The following is an 18,344-nucleotide window of genomic DNA, read 5'->3' as shown; positions in this document are numbered from 1 at the left end:
CCACGCATTCGCTGTCGTGCCCGGGCGCCCCTTCCGTCAGGGAGATCGCCTAGGCTTTGGACCCATGCAGCGCATCATGGGCACGGAAGTGGAATACGGGATCAGCTCGCCGGATGACAAGTCCGCGAACCCGATCCTCACCTCGACCCAGGCGGTGCTCGCCTATGCCGCGGCGGCGGGGGTACCGCGCTCGCGGCGGACCCGGTGGGACTACGAGGTCGAGTCCCCGTTGCGTGATGCGCGCGGCTTCGACCTGGGGCGCTACAGCGGCCCGGCGCCGGTGATCGATGCCGATGAGGTGGGCGCGGCGAACATGATCCTCACCAATGGGGCCCGCTTGTATGTCGATCATGCGCACCCGGAGTACTCGGCCCCCGAGGTCGTGGACCCGCTTGACGCGGTGATCTGGGACAAGGCGGGGGAGCGCGTCATGGAGGCCGCCGCGCGCTACAGCTCGTCCGTGCCCGGAAACCCGCGGCTGCAGCTGTACAAGAACAACGTGGACGGCAAGGGCGCCTCGTATGGCACCCACGAGAACTACCTGATGAAGCGGGAGACGCCGTTCGCGAAGATCGTGTCGGGGCTGACGCCGTTCTTCGCGTCCCGGCAGGTGATCTGCGGGCAGGGGCGCGTTGGCCTCGGCCAGCACGGTGACCAGGAAGGTTTCCAGCTGTCCCAGCGGTCGGACTACATCGAGGTGGAGGTCGGGCTCGAGACGACCCTCAAGCGCGGCATCATCAACACGCGCGACGAGCCGCACGCGGACGCCGACAAGTACCGGCGCCTGCACGTCATCATCGGCGATGCCAATCTCGCCGAGACTGCTACCTACCTCAAGGTCGGGACCACCGCGCTGGTGCTCGACATGGTGGAGGCGAACAATGATTTCGCGGACCTGCAGCTGCGCCATCCGGTCGACGCCGTGCATGCGATCAGCCACGATCCCACCCTGCAGGCCACGGTGGAGCTCGTCGATGGGCGCGAGCTGACGGGATTGCAGATCCAGCGCGCGTATGCCGAGCGGGTGCTGGCATTCCTGGATCGGCGTGGCGACGATGACGAGCGTGCGCGGCACGTCGTAGCGACCTGGCTGGAGGTGCTGGGCAAGCTCGAGGGCGACCCGATGGATTGCGCCGACCTGCTCGATTGGCCGGCGAAGCTGCGCCTGCTCGAGGGCTTTCGCAAGCGCGAGGGGCTGGCCTGGTCGGCGCCGCGGCTGCACCTGGTGGACCTGCAGTACTCGGATGTGCGGCTCGACAAGGGCCTGTACAACCGGTTGGTGGCGCGCGGGTCGATGAAGCGCATGGTCAGCGAGGAAGAGGTCATGCGCGCGGTGACGAATCCGCCGGAGACGACGCGCGCGTACTTCCGGGGCGAGTGCCTGCGCCGGTTCGGCGCGGATATCGCGGCGGCGAGCTGGGACTCGGTGATCTTCGACCTGGGCGGGGAGTCGCTGGTGCGGGTACCGACGCTGGAGCCACTGCGGGGGACCAAGCGCCATGTCCAGGGCCTGCTCGATTCAGTGGGGTCCGCGCGCGAGCTCGTCGAGCAGCTAGGCAAGTAGGCGCGTTGCGTGGGCTGGGGCGCCGGCGCTGCGAGCGAACAACACCGGCATTCCGGGACGTTGTCGTGGTCTCCCGGTACTGTTGAATTATCGCCCGGGTGAACGAGATCCGACGCCCCGGCGAGACGCACCGATCGAGGAGGTGGCCGCTATGGCTCAGGAGCAGATCAAGCGGGGCGGTGGCAACGAGGACGACGATGCCACCCAGGGAACCGGAGGCCAGGAGCGCGTCGAGAAGGTCACCGAGGACACAGACGATCTCCTCGACGAGATCGATGACGTCCTCGAGGAGAATGCCGAGGACTTCGTGCGCGCCTACGTGCAGAAGGGCGGACAGTGACGGGGCAGGATCTGTGGCGCATGATGCAGCGCGACGCGGGGGCGCAGCGGTACTCGCAGCTGTCATCGTTCAGCGATTACCTGCGCATCCATGCGCCCGACCTCCTGCCGGGCAGCCGGTCCGCTGACCTTCACGGGCGTGGTGGCAGCGAGGACCTAGCGCCGCATGGCACCACGATCGTCGCGCTCGCGTTCGAGGGCGGCGTGCTGATCGCGGGTGATCGCCGGGCCACCATGGGAAATATCGTAGCGAGCCGCGATATCGACAAGGTGTTCATCACCGATGAGCATTCCGCGGTGGGCATCGCCGGAACGGCGGGCGTCGCGGTCGAGCTGGTGCGCCTGTTCGCGGTCGAGCTGGAGCACTACGAGAAGATCGAGGGCGTGGCGCTGACGCTCGACGGCAAGGCGAACCGCCTGGCCACGATGGTGCGCGGCAACCTGGGCGCGGCCCTGCAGGGTCTCGCGGTGGTGCCCCTGTTCGTGGGCTTCGATGTGGATGCCGCGAGCGACGCCGCAGCAGGACGGATCGTGTCGTTCGACGTCACGGGCGGGCGCTACGAGGAGCACGCCGGCTACTACTCGGTGGGCTCGGGATCCCTGTTCGCCCGGTCCGCGCTGAAGAAGACCTACCGCAAGGGGCTCCCGCGCGAGGAGGCCGAGCACGCGGCGGTCGCGGCACTGTTCGATGCTTCCGATGATGACACCGCCACCGGCGGCTTCGATGCGATCCGCCAGCTGTATCCCACGATGGCCGTGATCACGAGGTCCGGGGCGGAGGCGGTTGCCGCGGAGCGGATCAGCCAGATCGCCGAGGAGATCATCAACCAGCGCAGGGCATCCGCCGGGGAGGACCAGCAACCGTGACGTTCCCGTACTACGCATCCGCCGAACAGGTGATGCGCGACCGCTCCGAGCTCGCGCGCAAGGGCATCGGCCGGGGCCGCAGCGTCATCGTTCTCGCCTACGCCGACGGCATCCTGCTGGTCGCGGAGAATCCCTCGACGGCGCTGCACAAGATCAGCGAGCTCTATGATCGTCTCGGCTTCGCTGCCGTCGGCAAGTACAACGAGTTCGAGAACCTCCGTCGAGCCGGGATTCTGCACGCCGACATGCGCGGCTATTCCTATGATCGTCGTGACGTGACCGGGCGCGCCCTCGCCAATGCCTACGCGCAGCTGCTCGGCACGATCTTCACCGAGCAGCCCAAGCCCTACGAGGTCGAGCTGTGCGTCGCCGAGGTGGGCCCGGCGGGGGCGGATCGTTCCCCGCAGCTCTACCGCATCTCCTACGACGGATCCATCGCCGACGAGCGCAACTATGTGGTCATGGGGGGCTCCACCGAGCCGATCCTTGCGGATCTGCGCACCACCTACCAGCCGGGTCTCGGTCTCGCCGACGCGCTGCGCACCGCGGTCACGGCGCTGCAGAAGGCACCCGCGCCCGGAGGGCAGGCCGACACCCGCACGCTGGATCCAACGGGGCTCGAGGTGGCAGTCCTCGAGAGCACGCGACCGCGGCGAGCTTTCCGCCGAATCCGTGGCGCCGATCTCGCCGAGCTGCTCGGATAGCTGGGGCGACGGGCGCGCCGGGCGGAAACCACCGATGGGCGCGCGCGAGTGGAAACTGCTCCCGCTCCACGGAGGAAAAACTTCAACTTGCCCCTGCGGAACCAGGCACTACTCGACGGTGGCGGAATCCGCGCTCCACAGGCGCCGGGTGAGCAGTGCCACGGAAACCCCGACGACACCTCCGGCGACGACATCAGAGGGCCAGTGCACTCCGGTGTGGACCCGCGAGTAGGCCACGGCGGCGGCAAGGGGTGCGATGAGGTAGCCCGCGAGCGGCGATTCGATCGCCACGCCGGTGGCGAACGCCGCTGCGAGCGCGGAGTGCGCCGAGGGGAACGATGGGGTGGACGGCGAGCTGCCGAGGCGGCGCGTCCCAGGAATGGCGTTCTCCGGGGGCCGGTTGCGCGGGAAGAGCGGCTTGAGCAGTCGGCTCGCGACAAAGGTGCTCGCACCGAGCACGACCGCGCCGCGAACGGCGCCGCGGCGGGCGTTTCCGCCGGAGGCCACAAGGATGGCGGCCACGCCCATCCAGACCTGGCCCTTGCTCGTCGAGCGGCTGAGGGCAATCATGGCGCGATCCATCGGGGTGGGTCGCCATTGGGCGGAGCGCGCGACGAATCGACGGTCTGCTTGACCGACCGCGCGGCGCACGGCACGGGGCGCAGCGGCGGCCGCGGCGCGGCGGGACCCCACCGGAGCGGCTGCCACGTGGGCAGTCGCTTCTTCCGCGGGGCCGGTTTCGGCGCAGCCGGGCGCATCCATATCGTCAAGAGTAGGCATTGCCGCCGTGCATGCAATGCAAAAGTGACGATCGGTGATGATTTGTTGCGGTAGTCGCCGCTGACGACAGTGGCGGTGGCGGTAGTGTGGCGAGGGTGCAGCGAAGAATCATGGGTATCGAGACGGAATTCGGTGTCACCTGCACGTTTCATGGGCATCGTCGATTGAGCCCGGACGAGGTGGCGCGGTATTTGTTCCGGCGTGTCGTGTCGTGGGGGCGCAGTTCCAACGTGTTCCTGCGCAATGGGGCCCGCTTGTACCTCGACGTGGGCTCCCATCCGGAGTACGCGACCGCGGAGTGCGATGGATTGCGCCAGCTCGTCGCGCATGATCGCGCCGGCGAGATGATCCTCGAGGAACTGCTGCTCGATGCGGAGCAGCGTCTCGCCGACGAGGGCATCGCGGGTGACATCTATCTGTTCAAGAACAACACGGATTCCGCGGGCAACTCGTATGGCTGCCACGAGAACTTCCTGGTCTCGCGGACGGGGGAGTTCTCGCGCATCTCCGATGTGCTGCTGCCCTTCCTCGTGACGCGGCAATTGATCTGCGGCGCGGGCAAGGTGCTCCACACCGTCAAGGCGCCGATCTTCACGCTCTCGCAGCGCGCGGAGCACATCTGGGAGGGCGTGTCCTCGGCGACGACGCGGTCACGGCCCATCATCAATACCCGTGACGAGCCCCATGCGGATGCGGAGAAGTTCCGCCGCCTGCATGTCATCGTGGGTGATTCGAACATGGCGGAGACCACGACCCTGTTGAAGGTCGGCTCGGCGGCGCTCGTGCTGGAGATGATCGAGGCGGGCGTGCCGTTCCGGGATTTCGCGCTGGACAACCCGATCCGGGCGATCCGCGAGATCAGCCACGACATCACGGGCACCAAGCCGGTGCGGCTAGCAGGCGGGCGCCAGGCGAGTGCCCTGGAGATCCAGCGCGAGTACCACGCGCGGGCCGTGGAGTACCTGGCCACCAGGGAGCCGAGCGAGGAGCTCGATCAAGTGGTGGACCTGTGGGGGCGGATGCTCGATGCGGTGGAGTCGCAGGATTTCAGCAAGGTCGATACCGAGATCGATTGGGTGATCAAGCACAAGCTGTTCTCCCGGTACGAGGAACGGCACGGCCTGTCCCTGGGTGATCCGAAGATCGCGCAGATCGATCTGGCCTACCATGACATCAAGCAGGGCCGCGGTGTGTTCGACGTGCTGCGGCGCAAGGGCCTCGTCGCCCGGGTCACCTCCGACGAGCAGGTCAAGCAGGCCACGGCCGTGCCGCCGCAGACCACGCGGGCACGCTTGCGCGGCGAGTTCATCGCGGCCGCGCAGGACCGCGGCCGGGACTTCACCGTTGACTGGGTTCATCTCAAGCTCAACGATCAGGCGCAGCGGACCGTGCTGTGCAAGGACCCGTTCCGGTCGGTCGATGAGCGGGTGGAACGGCTCATCGCAGCCATGTGACGTGGGAGCGAGCGCTCAGCGGGAAGGGATGATCGGGTGGCGGCGGCACGAGCGGAACGACTTGTCAACCTGGTGATCGCGTTGCTGTCGACGCGGCAGTTCCTCACCGCGGACCAGATCCGGGAGACGGTCGCGGGCTATCCGCGCGATGGCAGCGACGATGCGTACTACCGCATGTTCGAGCGGGACAAGGCAGAGCTGCGGGATCTTGGCATCCCGCTGGAGACCGGGCGGGCATCGTGGCATTCGACGACGGAGGGCTACCGCATCCGGCGCGATGCCTACGAGCTGCCAGATGTGCAGCTTGACCAGGACGAGGCCGCGGCGGTCGCCGTGGCGGCGCAGCTGTGGCAGTCGCCGGAGCTGCATGCGGCCACGCAGGCCGCGCTGCTGAAGCTGCGCGCGGGCGGGGTGCCGGTGATCGAGGGCGTGCCGGTGACGATGGTGCCGCAGCGCGCGCGCACATCGGAGCAGGCCGTGCGGGTGCTGCTCGAGGCGATCGATTCGGGAACCGCGGTGCGGTTCGAGCACCGAGGCAGCGCTGGGGGGGATTTCCTGGTCCGCGAGGTGGAGCCGTGGGGCATCGGCACCTGGCGGGGCAGGTGGTACCTGGTGGGGCGGGACCGCGACAAGCAGGCGGTGCGCACGTTCCGGCTGTCGCGCATCGCGGGCGAGGTGACCACCGTGGGCAAGCGCGGGATGGTGCGCAAGCCCGAGGACGTCGATATCCATGAGCTGATCGCGCGCGCGGTCGCGAGCGGCACGGCGCCCCGGTTGCCCGCGAGCGTGTGGGTGGCGTCGGGCCGGGTGCATGAGCTCAGGCGCATGGCGTCGGCATCGGCCCCGCATGTGCTCGACGACGCGGATGGGGATCTGCTGGAGGTGGAGGCATCGTCGTGGGAGTGGCTGGCCCGCGCGGTAGCCGGGCATGGACCCGATGCCGTGGCGATGGAGCCGCCGGAACTCGTCCGCGAGGTGGTCGCGGTGCTCGAGGGCGCGCTGCGAGCCGCGGGAGGTGATCGATGATGGCGTCGTCGAGGCTGTCAGTGAAGCTGGTGCGCCTGCTCAACCTGGTGCCGTACGTCATGGCCAATCCCGGGATCTCCAAGGCCGACCTTGCCCGGGAGATGGGCGTGACGCAGAAGGAGCTGATCGATGATCTGAACCTGCTGTGGATGTGCGGGCTGCCGGGCTATGGCCCGGGTGACCTGATCGATCTCTCGTTCGAGGGCGAGACGGTGGCGGTGACCTACGCGGCCGGGATGGAGCGTCCGCTGCGGCTGGCCGGGCCGGAGGCCACCGCGTTGCTCGTGGCGCTTCGCGCGCTGCTCGACCAGCCAGGGATGGCGGATCCCGCTGCGGTGCGGCGAGCGATCGCGAAGATCGAGTCCGCGGCTGGCGTCGCGGCATCGGGCATAGGCCAGGACGCGCCGGGCCAGGGCGGCCAGGATCAGGGCAGCCAGGATGAGGGCGCTCGAGCATCGGGGGAACCTGATGCCGAGGACCTCGCGGCGGGGGCCAGGCTCGCGGTGGTCCGGGACGCGGTGCGTCGCAAGCGCGCCCTGAGCATCGTGTACTACTCGGCATCGCGCGATGTGGTGAGCGAGCGCGTGGCCGACCCGATGGGGATGCTGCTCGTCGATGACCAGGCCTACCTGCAGGCGTGGTGCCGCATGGCCGAGGATGTGCGATTGTTCCGCCTCGACCGGATCGAGTCCGCCCGGTTGCTCGACGAGCCCGCGCGCGTTCCCGCCAATGCCCAGCGCGCCCAGGCCGATGGCTTGTTCAGCGAGCATGAGCACCTGGGCGTGGCCCGGCTGGTGATCGAGCCGTCGGCTGGATGGTTCGTCGACTACTACCCCGTGGAGAACGAGCAGCGCCTCCCTGATGGACGTGTGCAGGTGGATATGCGCTACGCCTCCGACGAGTGGATGGCACGGATGCTGCTGGGGTTCGGCGCGAGCATCACGGTCGTCCAGCCGGCCGGGCTCGCGGAGCGGATGCGCGAGCAGGCGATCGCGGGCCTGGAGCGCTACCGGCACCGCCCGTGATGGTGGTGCTCGAGACGATGGATGAAGCCTAGGTGAACGCCGGTGCGTGGGGCCGCCGCCCCCGCCTGATCTCGGGTAGCATCGGTGACGACGTCAATGTGGGAGGCTGAAAAACAATGGGATTCACGAGCCCGTGGCACTGGTTGATCCTGATCCTCGTCATCGTGGTGCTGTTCGGCTCCAAGCGGCTGCCGGACGCGGCCCGCGGGCTGGGGCGCTCGATGCGCATCTTCAAGAGCGAGATCAAGGAGATGGGCAACGACGGGGGCACCGAGAACGCCCAGCAGGCCCCGCAGTCCGCGCCTCCGCAGATCAATGCGGCACCGACCACCGACTCCGAGCGTGCCGCAGGGAATCGCGCCCAGGGCAACTTCACCCAGCAAGGCACCCAGCAGCAGCCTGATCAGCACGCATAGTGCGTGGCCTGCGCAGCGCCAGTCCGATAGCGGCTGGCGTTGCGTCATTCCGGCCGGATCCCTATCCCTGTGAGCGAGAAGAATGACCGCGGTGCGACTATCCCTGAAGCCTGGGCGCCGGAAGCGCAAGCTGAACCCCGACGGCACCATGCCGCTCACCGAGCACCTGCACGAGCTGCGGACACGATTGCTGATCGCTCTCGCCGCGGTAGCCGTCACGACGATCGTCGGCTTCCTGTGGTACTCGTTCTCGGTGCTGGGCATTCCCGCGCTCGGTGATCTGCTGCGTGGCCCCTACTGCGAGCTGCCGCCAGAGGCGCGCGCCTCGCTGACTCTGGACAGCGACGAGTGCCGGCTCCTCGCCACGGGCCCGTTCGAGCAATTCATGCTGCGCTTGAAAGTCGCGGTCACTGCTGGGATCGTGATGGCCAGCCCAGTGTGGCTCTACCAGGTGTGGGCTTTCGTGGTGCCGGGCCTGCACCGCAGCGAGCGTCGCTTCGGCCTGGTCTTTGTCATGATTGGCGCGCTACTGTTCATCGCGGGTGCGGTGATGGCCTACTTCCTCGTCGCGTTCGCGCTGGACTTCCTGCTCAGCATTGGTGACAACGTCCAGGTCACCGCGTTGAGCGGGCAGGAGTACTTCGGTTTCATCATCAGCCTGATCATCATCTTCGGCGTCAGCTTCGAGCTGCCTTTGATCGTGGCGATGCTCAACGTGGTGGGCATCCTGCCGTACGAGAAGCTGAAGTCCTGGCGCCGCGGCATCATCTTTTCCTTGTTCGTCTTCGCCGCGTTCGTCACCCCGCACGATCCGTTCTCGATGATCGTGCTCGCGCTCACGCTGACCCTGCTGTTCGAGCTCGCGGTCCAGTTCGCGCGGCTCAACGACAAGCGCCGCGCGCGCCGCGCTGGCAAGTGGGGGCACCTCGCCGATGATGAGTCGGAGCCACTTGAGGCCCCCGGTCCCGTCGCCGATGACACGTCCGGGCAGCAGGAGCGATAACGTAGGACGGGATGAGCACTACTGCCCCTGAGGTGGCGGCATTCGCCGCGCAACTACCGTTCCCGCTCGACCCGTTCCAGCGCAGCGCCTGCGAGGCGCTCGAGGCCGGTCACGGCGTGCTCGTCTGCGCGCCCACCGGGGCGGGCAAGACCATCGTCGGCGAGTTCGCCGTGCACCTGGCGCTGAGCGCGGGCCGCAAGTGCTTCTACACCACGCCCATCAAGGCGTTGTCGAACCAGAAGTTCCACGACCTCGTCGCCCGCTATGACCGTGACACCGTGGGCCTGCTCACCGGCGACCAGAGCATCAACTCCGACGCGCCGATCGTGGTGATGACCACCGAGGTGCTGCGCAACATGCTCTACGCGGGCTCGGACCGGCTTCGCGGGCTCTCGCACGTGGTGATGGACGAGGTGCACTTCCTCGCCGACAGGTTCCGCGGCGCGGTGTGGGAGGAAGTGATCCTCCACCTCGCCGAGGATGTCGCCCTCGTGAGCCTGTCCGCCACGGTGAGCAATGCCGAGGAGTTCGGTTCCTGGATGGAGACCGTGCGCGGCGATACCACCGTGATCGTCGACGAGACCCGCCCCATCCCGCTGTGGCAGCACATGCTTGTCGGCCGGCGCATCCTCGACCTCTTCCCCAGCCGCATCAGCGGGGGCCCGCCCGCTCGTGGCCAGCGCAAGCTCAACCCGGACCTGCTCGCGCACATCCGCAAGCGCCTCGCGATCGAGGATGCCGAGCGTCCCGCGCATCGCCGAGGCGGGGGCCGCGATCGCCGGGGCCGTGGCGGGCCGCCCAGCCGCTACCGGCCACCGTCGCGGCCCGAGGTGATCCTCCAGCTCGACAAGGCCGGGCTGCTGCCCGCCATCACCTTCATCTTCAGCCGCGCGGGCTGCGATGCCGCCGTCGGCCAGTGCGTCCGCTCCGGGCTGACCCTCACCACGGAGGACGAGGCCGCCCGCGTGCGCGAGATCATCGAGCGCCATACCGGCGAGCTACCGCGCGCGGACCTGCGCATCCTCGGCTACGACCAGTGGTGCACCGCGCTCGAGCGGGGCATCGCCGCCCACCACGCGGGCATGCTGCCCGCCTTCCGCCACACCGTCGAGGAACTGTTCGTCAACGGCCTCGTCAAGGCTGTGTTCGCGACCGAGACCCTCGCCCTGGGCATCAACATGCCCGCCCGCAGCGTGGTGCTCGAGCGGCTGGTCAAGTTCAACGGCGACACCCACGCCGACCTCACCCCCGGCGAGTACACGCAGCTCACCGGCCGGGCCGGGCGGCGCGGCATCGATATCGAGGGCCATGCGGTGGTGCTGTGGGAGCCCAGCGTGGATCCCGACATGGTGGCGGGCCTCGCCTCGACACGCACGTTCCCGCTGCGGAGCTCCTTCGCTCCCGGCTACAACATGGCCGTCAACCTGCTGCGGCACCTTCCCGCGGACGAGGCCCGCGCCCTGCTCGAGCGGTCCTTCGCGCAGTTCCAGACCGACCGCAACGTCGTCGGGGTCTCGCGCGCCATCGAGCGCAACGAGCAGGAGCTGCAGCGTCTCGCAGGGTCCACCGACTGCCATCTCGGTGACTTCGCCGAGTACGCCGAGCTGCGGCGCGCCGTCAGCGAGCGGGAGCGCGAGCTCAAGCGCGGCGCCACCGGGGAGAAGCGCAACTCGGTCGCCGAGTCGCTGGTGCGGCTGCGGCGCGGTGATGTGATCATCGTCCCGGCCGGGCGACGGGCGGGTCCAGCGGTGGTCCTCGAGCCTGACCGCGAGTTCGCTGACCCGCATCCGCTGGTGATGACCTCCGGTGGCTGGTCGGGAAGGCTATCGCCCAAGGACTTCGCGGACCCCGTGGACGCGGTGGGCTCGATCCGGCTGCCCCGGCACATCGACTTCCGTGACGCCCAGGTGCGCCGCGACATCGGCTCGACGCTGCGCAACAAGGGCTTTGCCCCTGCGTCAGGGCCGGGCAAGCACGGCAAGCATGGCAAGAAGAACCGCGGAGCGACCCACGACCGCGAGCTCGCCCGGCTGCGCCGCGAGCTCAAGCAGCATCCCTGCCACGACTGCCCCGACCGCGAGGAGCACGCCCGCTGGGCCGAGAAGTCCCATCGCCTCACCGTGGAGACGCAGAAGCTGCGTACCCGGATGGACGTGGCATCCTCGTCGCTGGCGCGCACGTTCGACCGGATCGTGGAGCTGCTCGCCGAGCGCGCCTACCTCGAGCCGGACGGCGACCCGGTGGTCACCGAGGAGGGCGGCTGGCTGCGCCGCATCTACAGCGAGAGCGACCTGCTCATCGCCGAAGCGCTGCGGCGCGGCATCTGGAAGGGGCTCGGCCCCGCCGAGCTCGCCGCCGTTGCCTCCACCGTGGTGTACGAGGCGCGCCGCGACGCCACGGTCGCGAGCACCATGCCGACCGGGCCACTGCGCCGGGCCGTTGCCGATACGCAGAGCATCTGGGAGGAGATCCAGTCCGACGAGATCCGCCACCAGCTGCCCATAACCCGGGAGCCTGATACGGGTTTCGTGCACGCCATCCACGTGTGGGCGCAGGGTGCTCCGCTGCTCGATGCGCTGCTCGCCGCCAACGAGATCCCGCCCGGTGATTTCGTGCGCTGGTGCCGCCAGGTGCTCGATCTGCTCGAGCAGCTCCGCGTCGTCGCGCCGGACCCGCAGGTGCGTTCCACCGCGGGCAAGGCGATCGCGGCGATCAAGCGGGGAGTCGTCTCGATCGACGCCACCACGGAATAGCACTCGCCGCCCAATAGCCGGGCAGTGGCGGGGAACTGCTGACGCGCACGGCGTGGCACGGCATGATGGGAACCATGAGCGCCCGCCCCCTGCCCACGGCCGAGGAGCTGCATGACCTCGCCATCGCTGCCCTGCACGCATGCGGGGCCGACGTCATCCCCGAATCGGTGTTCACCGGCACGATTCTCCCGGTGGGAACGGGCGAGCCACTCGACGCTCGCACACCGATCCTCGGAGCTGACCTGCTGACGATCACGGCTAGCTCGCCCGCCGACGTCGATGATGCGATCGCCGGGGCCACCGAGGCCTTCGCGGTGTGGCGCTCCGTTCCCGCGCCCCGGCGAGGCGACGTGGTGCGCGAACTGGGCGTCCTGCTGCGCGAGCACAAGGCGGACCTCGCGACGCTCGTGACGATCGAGGCGGGCAAGATCACCTCCGAGGCGCTCGGCGAGGTGCAGGAGATGATCGATATCTGCGACTTCGCCGTGGGACTGTCGCGGCAGCTCTACGGCTTGACCATGGCCTCGGAGCGGCCCGGGCACCGGCTCGCCGAGACCTGGCATCCCCTCGGCGTGGTCGGGCTTATCACCGCGTTCAACTTCCCCGTGGCGGTGTGGGCGTGGAACACCGCGATCGCGCTGGTATGCGGCGACCCGGTGGTGTGGAAGCCCTCGGAGTCCACGCCGATGACCGCGCTTGCCTGCGATGCGCTGCTCGCCCGCGCGATCGCCGAGCAGGACGCGCCCGAGAGCCTGCACACGGTGGTGATCGGGGCCCGGGACGTGGGGGAGCAACTCGTCGACGATGAGCGCATCTCGCTGCTCAGCGCGACCGGCTCGGTACGCATGGGCCATGAGATCGGGCCACGGGTGGCGGCCCGGTTCGGACGCTCGCTGCTCGAGCTCGGTGGCAACAATGCCGCGATCATCGCTCCCTCCGCGGACCTCGATCTCGCGGCGCGCGCGGTGGTGTTCGCGGCGGCGGGCACCGCGGGGCAGCGCTGCACCACGCTGCGGCGCCTCATCGTGCACCGCTCGATCCTCGACGAGGTGGTGGATCGCGTCGCGGCGGCGTACGGTACGCTGGTCGTGGGGGATCCCTTCCGCGAGGACGTGCTGGTGGGACCGTTGATCTCGGGCACAGCCGGGGACGCGATGCGCGATGCGCTCGAGCGTGCCACGGAATCAGGCGGCACCGTTGTCAGCGGAGGCGAGCGCATCACCGTCGAGGGCGCGGAGGACGGGGTGTATATCGCGCCGGCGATCGTGCGGATGCCCGGCATGGCCCCGGTGGTTCGGGAGGAGACGTTCGCGCCGATCCTCTACGTGCTCGCCTACGACGATCTCGACGAGGCCATCGCCCTGCACAACGCGGTCCCGCAGGGCCTGTCCTCGGCGATCTTCACCACTGACCTGCGCGAGGCGGAGCGGTTCCTCGGACCCGAGGGCTCGGACTGCGGCATCGCCAACGTCAACATCGGCACCTCCGGCGCGGAGATCGGCGGAGCGTTCGGCGGCGAGAAGCACACCGGTGGCGGCCGCGAATCCGGCTCGGACGCGTGGCGCAACTACATGCGGCGATCCACGAGCACCATCAACTATTCCTCGGAGCTGCCGCTCGCCCAGGGCGTGCGGTTCGCCTGATCAGGGATTCGCGGCGAGGGCGGCGAGCAGCCGCGCGAGCGCGTTCTCGATGCCGTAGTCGTGCCCGAGATCGGCGAGGCTGTGCCGGCCGGATGGTTCCCGGGGAACATCATCCGGCCGCGACAGCAAGACCGGGGCATCCGTGGCGACGCGCACAACCTTCTCCGCGGCCGCGACATAGTCCACGCTCGCGGTGAGCTTGTTGCGTACTCCCGGTGCGAGATTGCTCGCGGGATCCGCCGCGGCCGCCATGACAGCAGCGAGCGAGCCATGCTCGAGGAGCAGGCGCGACGCGGTCTTCTCGCCCACGCCCGCCACGCCCGGCAGTCCGTCGGAGGGGTCCCCGCGCAGCAGCGCCAGCTCGGCATAGGCCGCGCCAGCGCGATCCCCGGGCACACCGAACCGCGCGGCGACCTCGGCCGGGCCGAACAGCTCCGCCTTGGCCATGCCCCGCCCCACATACAGCACCCGCACCGGCACTGGCTCGTCAGCGACGACTTGCAGCAGGTCACGGTCGCCGCTCACCACGATCACTGGATCGCTCGTCTCCCGCGCGGCGAGCGTGCCCAGCACGTCATCGGCCTCGTAGCCATCCGCGCCCGCGGTGGCGATGCCGATCGCATCGAGCACGTCGAGGATCATGTCCACCTGCGGGGGCAACGACTCCGGGACATCCTCCGCTCCTCCCGCTGGATCCTCGGTCGCGGCGACGCGATGCGCCTTGTAGGAGGGGATCGCGGCAACCCGGAACGCGGGGCGCCAATCGTTGTCGAGGCACACCACCAGGCGGGATGGCTTGTGGGAGCGGACCAGCGAGGCGATCGTATCGAGGAAACCGCGCACTGCGTTGACGGGGCGACCATCGGGAGCGGTCAGCGACTCGGGCAGCGCGTGAAACGACCGGAACCATAGGCTCGCGCCGTCGAGCAGAACAACCGGTGCATCCATGGTCTTGTATCATGCCAGGCCGTGGCGGTTCGTTCGCAGCGGGATAGGCTGGGGGGCATGGCTGATCCCGATACCGGAGCCCCGTCCGCCACCTACGCCGCGCGGCTGGAATCCGCCGCGAGCATGCTGGGCGAGCGGGGCGTCGATGCGCTCCTGATCACCCCGGGGCCCGACCTGCAGTACCTGACTGGCTCCACGATGGCCTCCTTCGAGAGGCTCACCTGTCTCGTGGTCCCCGCCTCGGGTCAACCTCGGATGATCGTGCCGCGGCTCGAGGTCGCGGCCCTGCGGGGCACGGCCTTCGACGATCTCGACGTCGCCATCATGCCGTGGGTAGATGGCGAGGACCCGCACGGCATGATCGTCGAGGCGATCGGCGCGGACGCTCGGGCCGCCATCGCCGACGCGACGCCCGCGCTGCATGTGATTCCCCTGCAGGCTCGGCTCGGCCAGCCGCTCATGCTTGCCACCGAGGTGCTGCGCGAGCGACGGATGATCAAGGATGAGGCGGAGAAGGCCGCGTTGCGGGAGGCGGGCGCCGCGATCGATCGCGTCCATGCCCGGATGGGCGAGTTCCTGCGCGCGGGCCGGACCGAGGCCGAGGTTGCCGCGAGCATCACCGCCGCGATCGTCGAGGAGGGGCACACCGGGGCAGCCTTTGTCATCGTCGGCTCCGGCCCGCACGGCGCGGACCCGCACCACGAGGTCTCCGATCGGGTCATCTCGCGCGGCGACATCGTCGTCATCGACATCGGCGGTCCCGTGCCCGCGGGCTACTTCTCCGACTGCACCCGCACCTACAGCATCGGCGAGCCGGATCCCGCCGCGGCCGAGCGCATCGCCATCCTCGAGGAAGCACAAGCGCGCGCCGTGGCCACCGCCCGTCCCGGCGCCACCTCCGGGCAGATCGACGCGGCCGCGCGCGATCATCTCGCCGCCCACGGCCTCAGCGAGTACTTCGTGCATCGCACTGGCCACGGGATCGGACTGTCGGTCCACGAGGAGCCCTACATCATGACGGGTGGCGAGCAGGTGCTGCGCGAGGGCATGGCGTTCAGCATCGAGCCCGGCATCTATCTCCCGGGCGAGTGGGGCGCGCGCATCGAGGACATCGTGATCCTCACCGCGGATGGATGCGAGCCGGTCAACCGCCAGCCGCACGGCCTGACCGTGCTCGCAGGGTGATCACGAAGCGCTGAGGAACGGACGGTGGTGAGAGTGGTGGAGGAACGGGGCTCGTCCTACCCCCGCGTGCGGCGGATCGGGGCCTTGCTGGTCATCGTGCTCGTCGTGCTTGTTGTCCTGATCATCTTCACCCGCGGCGAGGAGCAAACCACCGGTGCCGGGGATGCCAGCGCCACTGCCACCACCACGGCCACCGGCGATAGCGGGGCCTCTCGCGTCGTGCGCATCGATCACGGGGATCCGCGGCAGGAGCGGCGCGTGGTCGTCACCCTCGTCGAGGATTACACGTGCGAGGCGTGCGCGGCCTTCGCCGAGCAGTACCGCGCGGCACTGCGTTCCCTCGTGACCACCTTCGACGCCGCCGTCGAGCATGTTCCCGTGGCCCTCGGTGACGATGCGGCCGCGATGCGCCTCGCGAATGCCTCGCTGTGCGTTGCCGACGACACCATCGAGGACTGGATGGCGTTCCGGTCCGCCATGTTCGACGTTGGCACCGTGAGCGGCGCAGCGCTGGTCACCGACGCACAACTCGTGCGCATCGCGCAGGCCACTGGAGCGTCGCACGGAGTGACGGCATGCATCACCGAGCGCCACCATGCTTCGGACGTCGAGGCGAGCAGTGCCGCCTGGTCCAGCGCCGGAGTGGAGCTGCCGCATATCGAGATCAATGGGGAAACCTACGTGCCGTCGAGCCCCGAGGCGCTCGCCGAGCTCGTGCGCGGGCTCTGAGCAAGCGCAGGTTCAGGAATGCGGCGGCTCGCCGGTCAACCGGTGGTCGGCGTGGTTGAATCCTTCGCGGACCAGCCTGGCGAGATGGCCGTCACGGATGCGATAGACAATGCGCCGGCCGTCGCGCCGGGTATCGACCATCCCACCGAGGCGCAGCTTCGCGAGGTGCTGGCTGATCGAGGTGCGGGAGGCGCCCGTGGCCCCGGTGAGGGTGCTGACATCCGCCTCGCTCCGAGCGAGCAACCAGAGCACATGCAGGCGCGTGGGATCCGACAGCATGCGGAAGGTATCGCTGGCGGCATCGAGATGCGCCTGGTCCGGGGGAGCGTCATGGACGAGGCTGGGGGGTCCTGCGCTGGTGGCTCCTGCGCTGGGGGCTCCTGAGCTGGGGAGTGGCTGGCGCAGGGGATTCGATGCCGTCACGAGGCTATCCACCTCTCGTTTCAACCCGGGGAGCGTGATCGGTCGATGGCCACGCGGCTGCCGCGGTGGCCGCCCCCGCAGCAGCGAGAAGCGTGAGCACGAGGGTAGCAGTGACCTGGCCTGCCGCTAGCCCGAGCCAGCCCGCGATCGGGTAGGTCAGCAGGAAGCAGGCGTGGCTCAGCGAGAACTGGGCCGCGAAGACAGCGGGCCGGCTAGTGGGCGAGGAGCCCCGCCGCAGCAACCGGGCAGCCGGCGTGAGGATCATTGACGTGCCCGCGCCCATCATTGCCCATGCGAGCACGAGCGGCAGCCAGGCGATCCCCGGCGCGGTCCCCGCGGCCACGCTGGTCATGGGTGCGACGAGAGCGGTGGTCGCAGCAAGGCCGGTGACGCTGAGCATCGCGCCGCCGAGCATCACGGTACGGTCGGTGCGATGGCGGAGCGCGCCTGGAACCAGGACGGCGGCGAGCACCGACGCTGTGCCGAAGCAGGCCAGCGCGATCGCCACCCCAGTGCCCGTGTCGCTGGTCATCGCCTGCACGTGGATGACGGTGTTCACCAGCACGATCGAGGTGGCGGCGGCAACGACCATATCAAGGGCCAGCAGCGCCTGGAGCTCTCTGCGCCGCAGCATGATCCGGGACCCTTGCAGGATCCGCGCGAGAAACGGTGGGGGCGCGGATGGCGTGGGCATGCGCGGGAGCGCGCTCCACAGCACGATGATGCCGGACAGCAGGAATCCCGCTGCCGTGCCCAGGAAGAGCGAATCGTAGGAGTAGACCGCGAGCAGCGCGATCGCGATCACGGGGCTCGCGAGGGCTTCGAGGTCATAGGCGATCCGTGAGCAGGACAAGCCCTGGGTGTACTCATCCTCGTCGATGAGCACGGCCGGGAGGATCGCTTGGAACGCGGGGGTGAACGTGGCCGAGGCTGCTTGGAGGACCGCGATGAGCAGGTAGATCTGCCAGGCCTCATCGACGAGCGGGAGGGCGAGAGCCACGGAGGCGCGGATGGCATCGGCGGCTACGAGCAGCAGCTTCCGCGGGACGCGGTGCGCGAGGGCTGAGATCACGGGCGCGATGCCGACATAGGCGACCATCTTGATGGTGAACGCGGTGCCGAGCACCGCGCCCGCGCTGCTGCCCGCGATGTCGACGGCGAGCAGGCTCAGGGCGATCGTGAGCAGCCCTGTGCCGAGCAGCGCGAGCACCTGGGCGGTGAGCAGCCTGCGAAAGAGCGGATTGCCCAGTGCGCCGTGCAAAGTGATGGAGTGGCGTGTGCGCGCCATACATCGATTTTATATGTGCGCACATGCGCACGCAATGGCTGGGAGCAGCGAGCGCAGGATGCCTGGAACGGGGCGTGGCCGGGCGCTTCCCTCGCCCGGCCACGGGCCAACCGTAGCACAGCGTCGAACGCATGTTCGATAGTGGATTCCGTGTCGCGAATCCTCGGTGCCCGGTTTCCCCATTGGTGGAAACTTTT

The 18,344-nt window shown here is 69.0% G+C and carries 17 protein-coding genes; 13 read left to right on the top strand and 4 right to left on the bottom strand.

The window, feature by feature from the left end:
• Positions 1-64 precede the first annotated feature (64 nt).
• The 4 genes from dop to prcA all read left to right on the top strand — a co-directional run bounded on the left by dop (position 65) and on the right by prcA (position 3,474).
• Entirely contained in the window at positions 65-1,564 is a 1,500-nt protein-coding gene (dop, locus tag QC765_RS01485; RefSeq protein ID WP_278312643.1) for a depupylase/deamidase Dop, read from the top strand.
• Between the two features lie 151 nt (positions 1,565-1,715).
• On the top strand, positions 1,716-1,904 hold the full coding sequence (locus tag QC765_RS01480) for a ubiquitin-like protein Pup (RefSeq protein ID WP_278312642.1): 189 nt from the start codon (positions 1,716-1,718) through the stop codon (positions 1,902-1,904).
• Positions 1,901-2,770 carry a proteasome subunit beta gene (gene prcB / locus QC765_RS01475; RefSeq protein ID WP_373876626.1) on the top strand — a complete coding sequence of 290 codons (870 nt, stop codon included), beginning with the start codon at positions 1,901-1,903 and terminating at the stop codon, positions 2,768-2,770. Before QC765_RS01480 ends, prcB begins: the two co-directional genes overlap by 4 nt.
• Positions 2,767-3,474, top strand: a complete 708-nt coding sequence (gene prcA / locus QC765_RS01470; RefSeq protein ID WP_278312640.1) for a proteasome subunit alpha — start codon at positions 2,767-2,769, stop codon at positions 3,472-3,474. Before prcB ends, prcA begins: the two co-directional genes overlap by 4 nt.
• Before the next feature lie 108 nt (positions 3,475-3,582).
• On the opposite strand, the gene QC765_RS01465 is transcribed toward prcA, so the two are convergent.
• On the bottom strand, positions 3,583-4,182 hold the full coding sequence (locus QC765_RS01465) for a phosphatase PAP2 family protein (RefSeq protein WP_278312639.1): 600 nt from the start codon (positions 4,180-4,182) through the stop codon (positions 3,583-3,585).
• A gap of 167 nt (positions 4,183-4,349) precedes the next feature.
• On the opposite strand from QC765_RS01465, the gene pafA reads away from it, so the two are divergent.
• The 7 genes from pafA (at position 4,350) to amaB (ending at position 13,574) form a co-directional block, all read left to right on the top strand.
• Positions 4,350-5,708: a Pup--protein ligase gene (gene pafA, locus QC765_RS01460; protein ID WP_278312638.1), complete on the top strand. Its 1,359-nt coding sequence runs from the start codon at positions 4,350-4,352 to the stop codon at positions 5,706-5,708.
• 36 nt (positions 5,709-5,744) lie between these two features.
• A complete protein-coding gene (locus QC765_RS01455; RefSeq protein ID WP_278312637.1) occupies positions 5,745-6,734 on the top strand; it encodes a helix-turn-helix transcriptional regulator in 990 nt (329 codons plus the stop codon).
• Entirely contained in the window at positions 6,734-7,759 is a 1,026-nt protein-coding gene (locus QC765_RS01450; protein ID WP_278312636.1) for a helix-turn-helix transcriptional regulator, read from the top strand. Before QC765_RS01455 ends, QC765_RS01450 begins: the two co-directional genes overlap by 1 nt.
• A gap of 116 nt (positions 7,760-7,875) precedes the next feature.
• A complete protein-coding gene (gene tatA / locus QC765_RS01445) occupies positions 7,876-8,175 on the top strand; it encodes a Sec-independent protein translocase subunit TatA (protein ID WP_278312635.1) in 300 nt (99 codons plus the stop codon).
• 91 nt (positions 8,176-8,266) lie between these two features.
• Positions 8,267-9,178 (top strand): twin-arginine translocase subunit TatC, encoded by a 912-nt coding sequence (gene tatC / locus QC765_RS01440; protein WP_278312634.1) that lies wholly within the window; start codon positions 8,267-8,269, stop codon positions 9,176-9,178.
• Positions 9,179-9,189: 11 nt separating this feature from the next.
• Positions 9,190-11,931 carry a DEAD/DEAH box helicase gene (locus tag QC765_RS01435; RefSeq protein WP_278312633.1) on the top strand — a complete coding sequence of 914 codons (2,742 nt, stop codon included), beginning with the start codon at positions 9,190-9,192 and terminating at the stop codon, positions 11,929-11,931.
• 74 nt (positions 11,932-12,005) lie between these two features.
• Entirely contained in the window at positions 12,006-13,574 is a 1,569-nt protein-coding gene (amaB, locus tag QC765_RS01430; protein WP_278312632.1) for an L-piperidine-6-carboxylate dehydrogenase, read from the top strand.
• Here amaB and QC765_RS01425 read toward each other — a convergent pair whose 3' ends face one another.
• On the bottom strand, positions 13,575-14,522 hold the full coding sequence (locus QC765_RS01425) for a 5'-3' exonuclease (RefSeq protein ID WP_278312631.1): 948 nt from the start codon (positions 14,520-14,522) through the stop codon (positions 13,575-13,577). It abuts the gene before it with no gap.
• Positions 14,523-14,579: 57 nt separating this feature from the next.
• Between QC765_RS01425 and QC765_RS01420 the strand changes: the two genes are divergently transcribed.
• Both QC765_RS01420 and QC765_RS01415 read left to right on the top strand, forming a co-directional pair.
• Positions 14,580-15,707 carry a M24 family metallopeptidase gene (locus QC765_RS01420; RefSeq protein ID WP_278312630.1) on the top strand — a complete coding sequence of 376 codons (1,128 nt, stop codon included), beginning with the start codon at positions 14,580-14,582 and terminating at the stop codon, positions 15,705-15,707.
• Between the two features lie 24 nt (positions 15,708-15,731).
• Positions 15,732-16,436 carry a DsbA family protein gene (locus QC765_RS01415; RefSeq protein WP_278312629.1) on the top strand — a complete coding sequence of 235 codons (705 nt, stop codon included), beginning with the start codon at positions 15,732-15,734 and terminating at the stop codon, positions 16,434-16,436.
• Positions 16,437-16,448: 12 nt separating this feature from the next.
• Here QC765_RS01415 and QC765_RS01410 read toward each other — a convergent pair whose 3' ends face one another.
• Together QC765_RS01410 and QC765_RS01405 are read right to left on the bottom strand one after the other, a co-directional pair.
• On the bottom strand, positions 16,449-16,841 hold the full coding sequence (locus QC765_RS01410) for an ArsR/SmtB family transcription factor (protein ID WP_373876638.1): 393 nt from the start codon (positions 16,839-16,841) through the stop codon (positions 16,449-16,451).
• 22 nt (positions 16,842-16,863) lie between these two features.
• A complete protein-coding gene (locus QC765_RS01405) occupies positions 16,864-18,147 on the bottom strand; it encodes an MFS transporter (RefSeq protein ID WP_278312627.1) in 1,284 nt (427 codons plus the stop codon).
• Positions 18,148-18,344 lie beyond the last annotated feature (197 nt).

The organism is Hoyosella levis (assembly GCF_026008515.1).
Taxonomy (GTDB): domain Bacteria; phylum Actinomycetota; class Actinomycetes; order Mycobacteriales; family Mycobacteriaceae; genus Lolliginicoccus; species Lolliginicoccus levis.
The sequence above is the reverse complement of the archived record's forward strand: the minus strand, read 5'-3'. Positions and strand labels throughout refer to the sequence as shown.

Bases quoted from the DNA above. Each gene is read 5' to 3' on its own strand.
- QC765_RS01425 (WP_278312631.1), bottom strand. From the start codon at position 14,522: ATGGATGCACCGGTTGTTCTGCTCGACGGCGCGAGCCTATGGTTCCGG.
- QC765_RS01420 (WP_278312630.1), top strand. From the start codon at position 14,580: ATGGCTGATCCCGATACCGGAGCCCCGTCCGCCACCTACGCCGCGCGG.
- QC765_RS01435 (WP_278312633.1), top strand. From the start codon at position 9,190: ATGAGCACTACTGCCCCTGAGGTGGCGGCATTCGCCGCGCAACTACCG.
- dop (WP_278312643.1), top strand. From the start codon at position 65: ATGCAGCGCATCATGGGCACGGAAGTGGAATACGGGATCAGCTCGCCG.
- QC765_RS01450 (WP_278312636.1), top strand. From the start codon at position 6,734: ATGGCGTCGTCGAGGCTGTCAGTGAAGCTGGTGCGCCTGCTCAACCTG.
- QC765_RS01405 (WP_278312627.1), bottom strand. From the start codon at position 18,147: ATGGCGCGCACACGCCACTCCATCACTTTGCACGGCGCACTGGGCAAT.
- tatA (WP_278312635.1), top strand. From the start codon at position 7,876: ATGGGATTCACGAGCCCGTGGCACTGGTTGATCCTGATCCTCGTCATC.
- QC765_RS01480 (WP_278312642.1), top strand. From the start codon at position 1,716: ATGGCTCAGGAGCAGATCAAGCGGGGCGGTGGCAACGAGGACGACGAT.
- amaB (WP_278312632.1), top strand. From the start codon at position 12,006: ATGAGCGCCCGCCCCCTGCCCACGGCCGAGGAGCTGCATGACCTCGCC.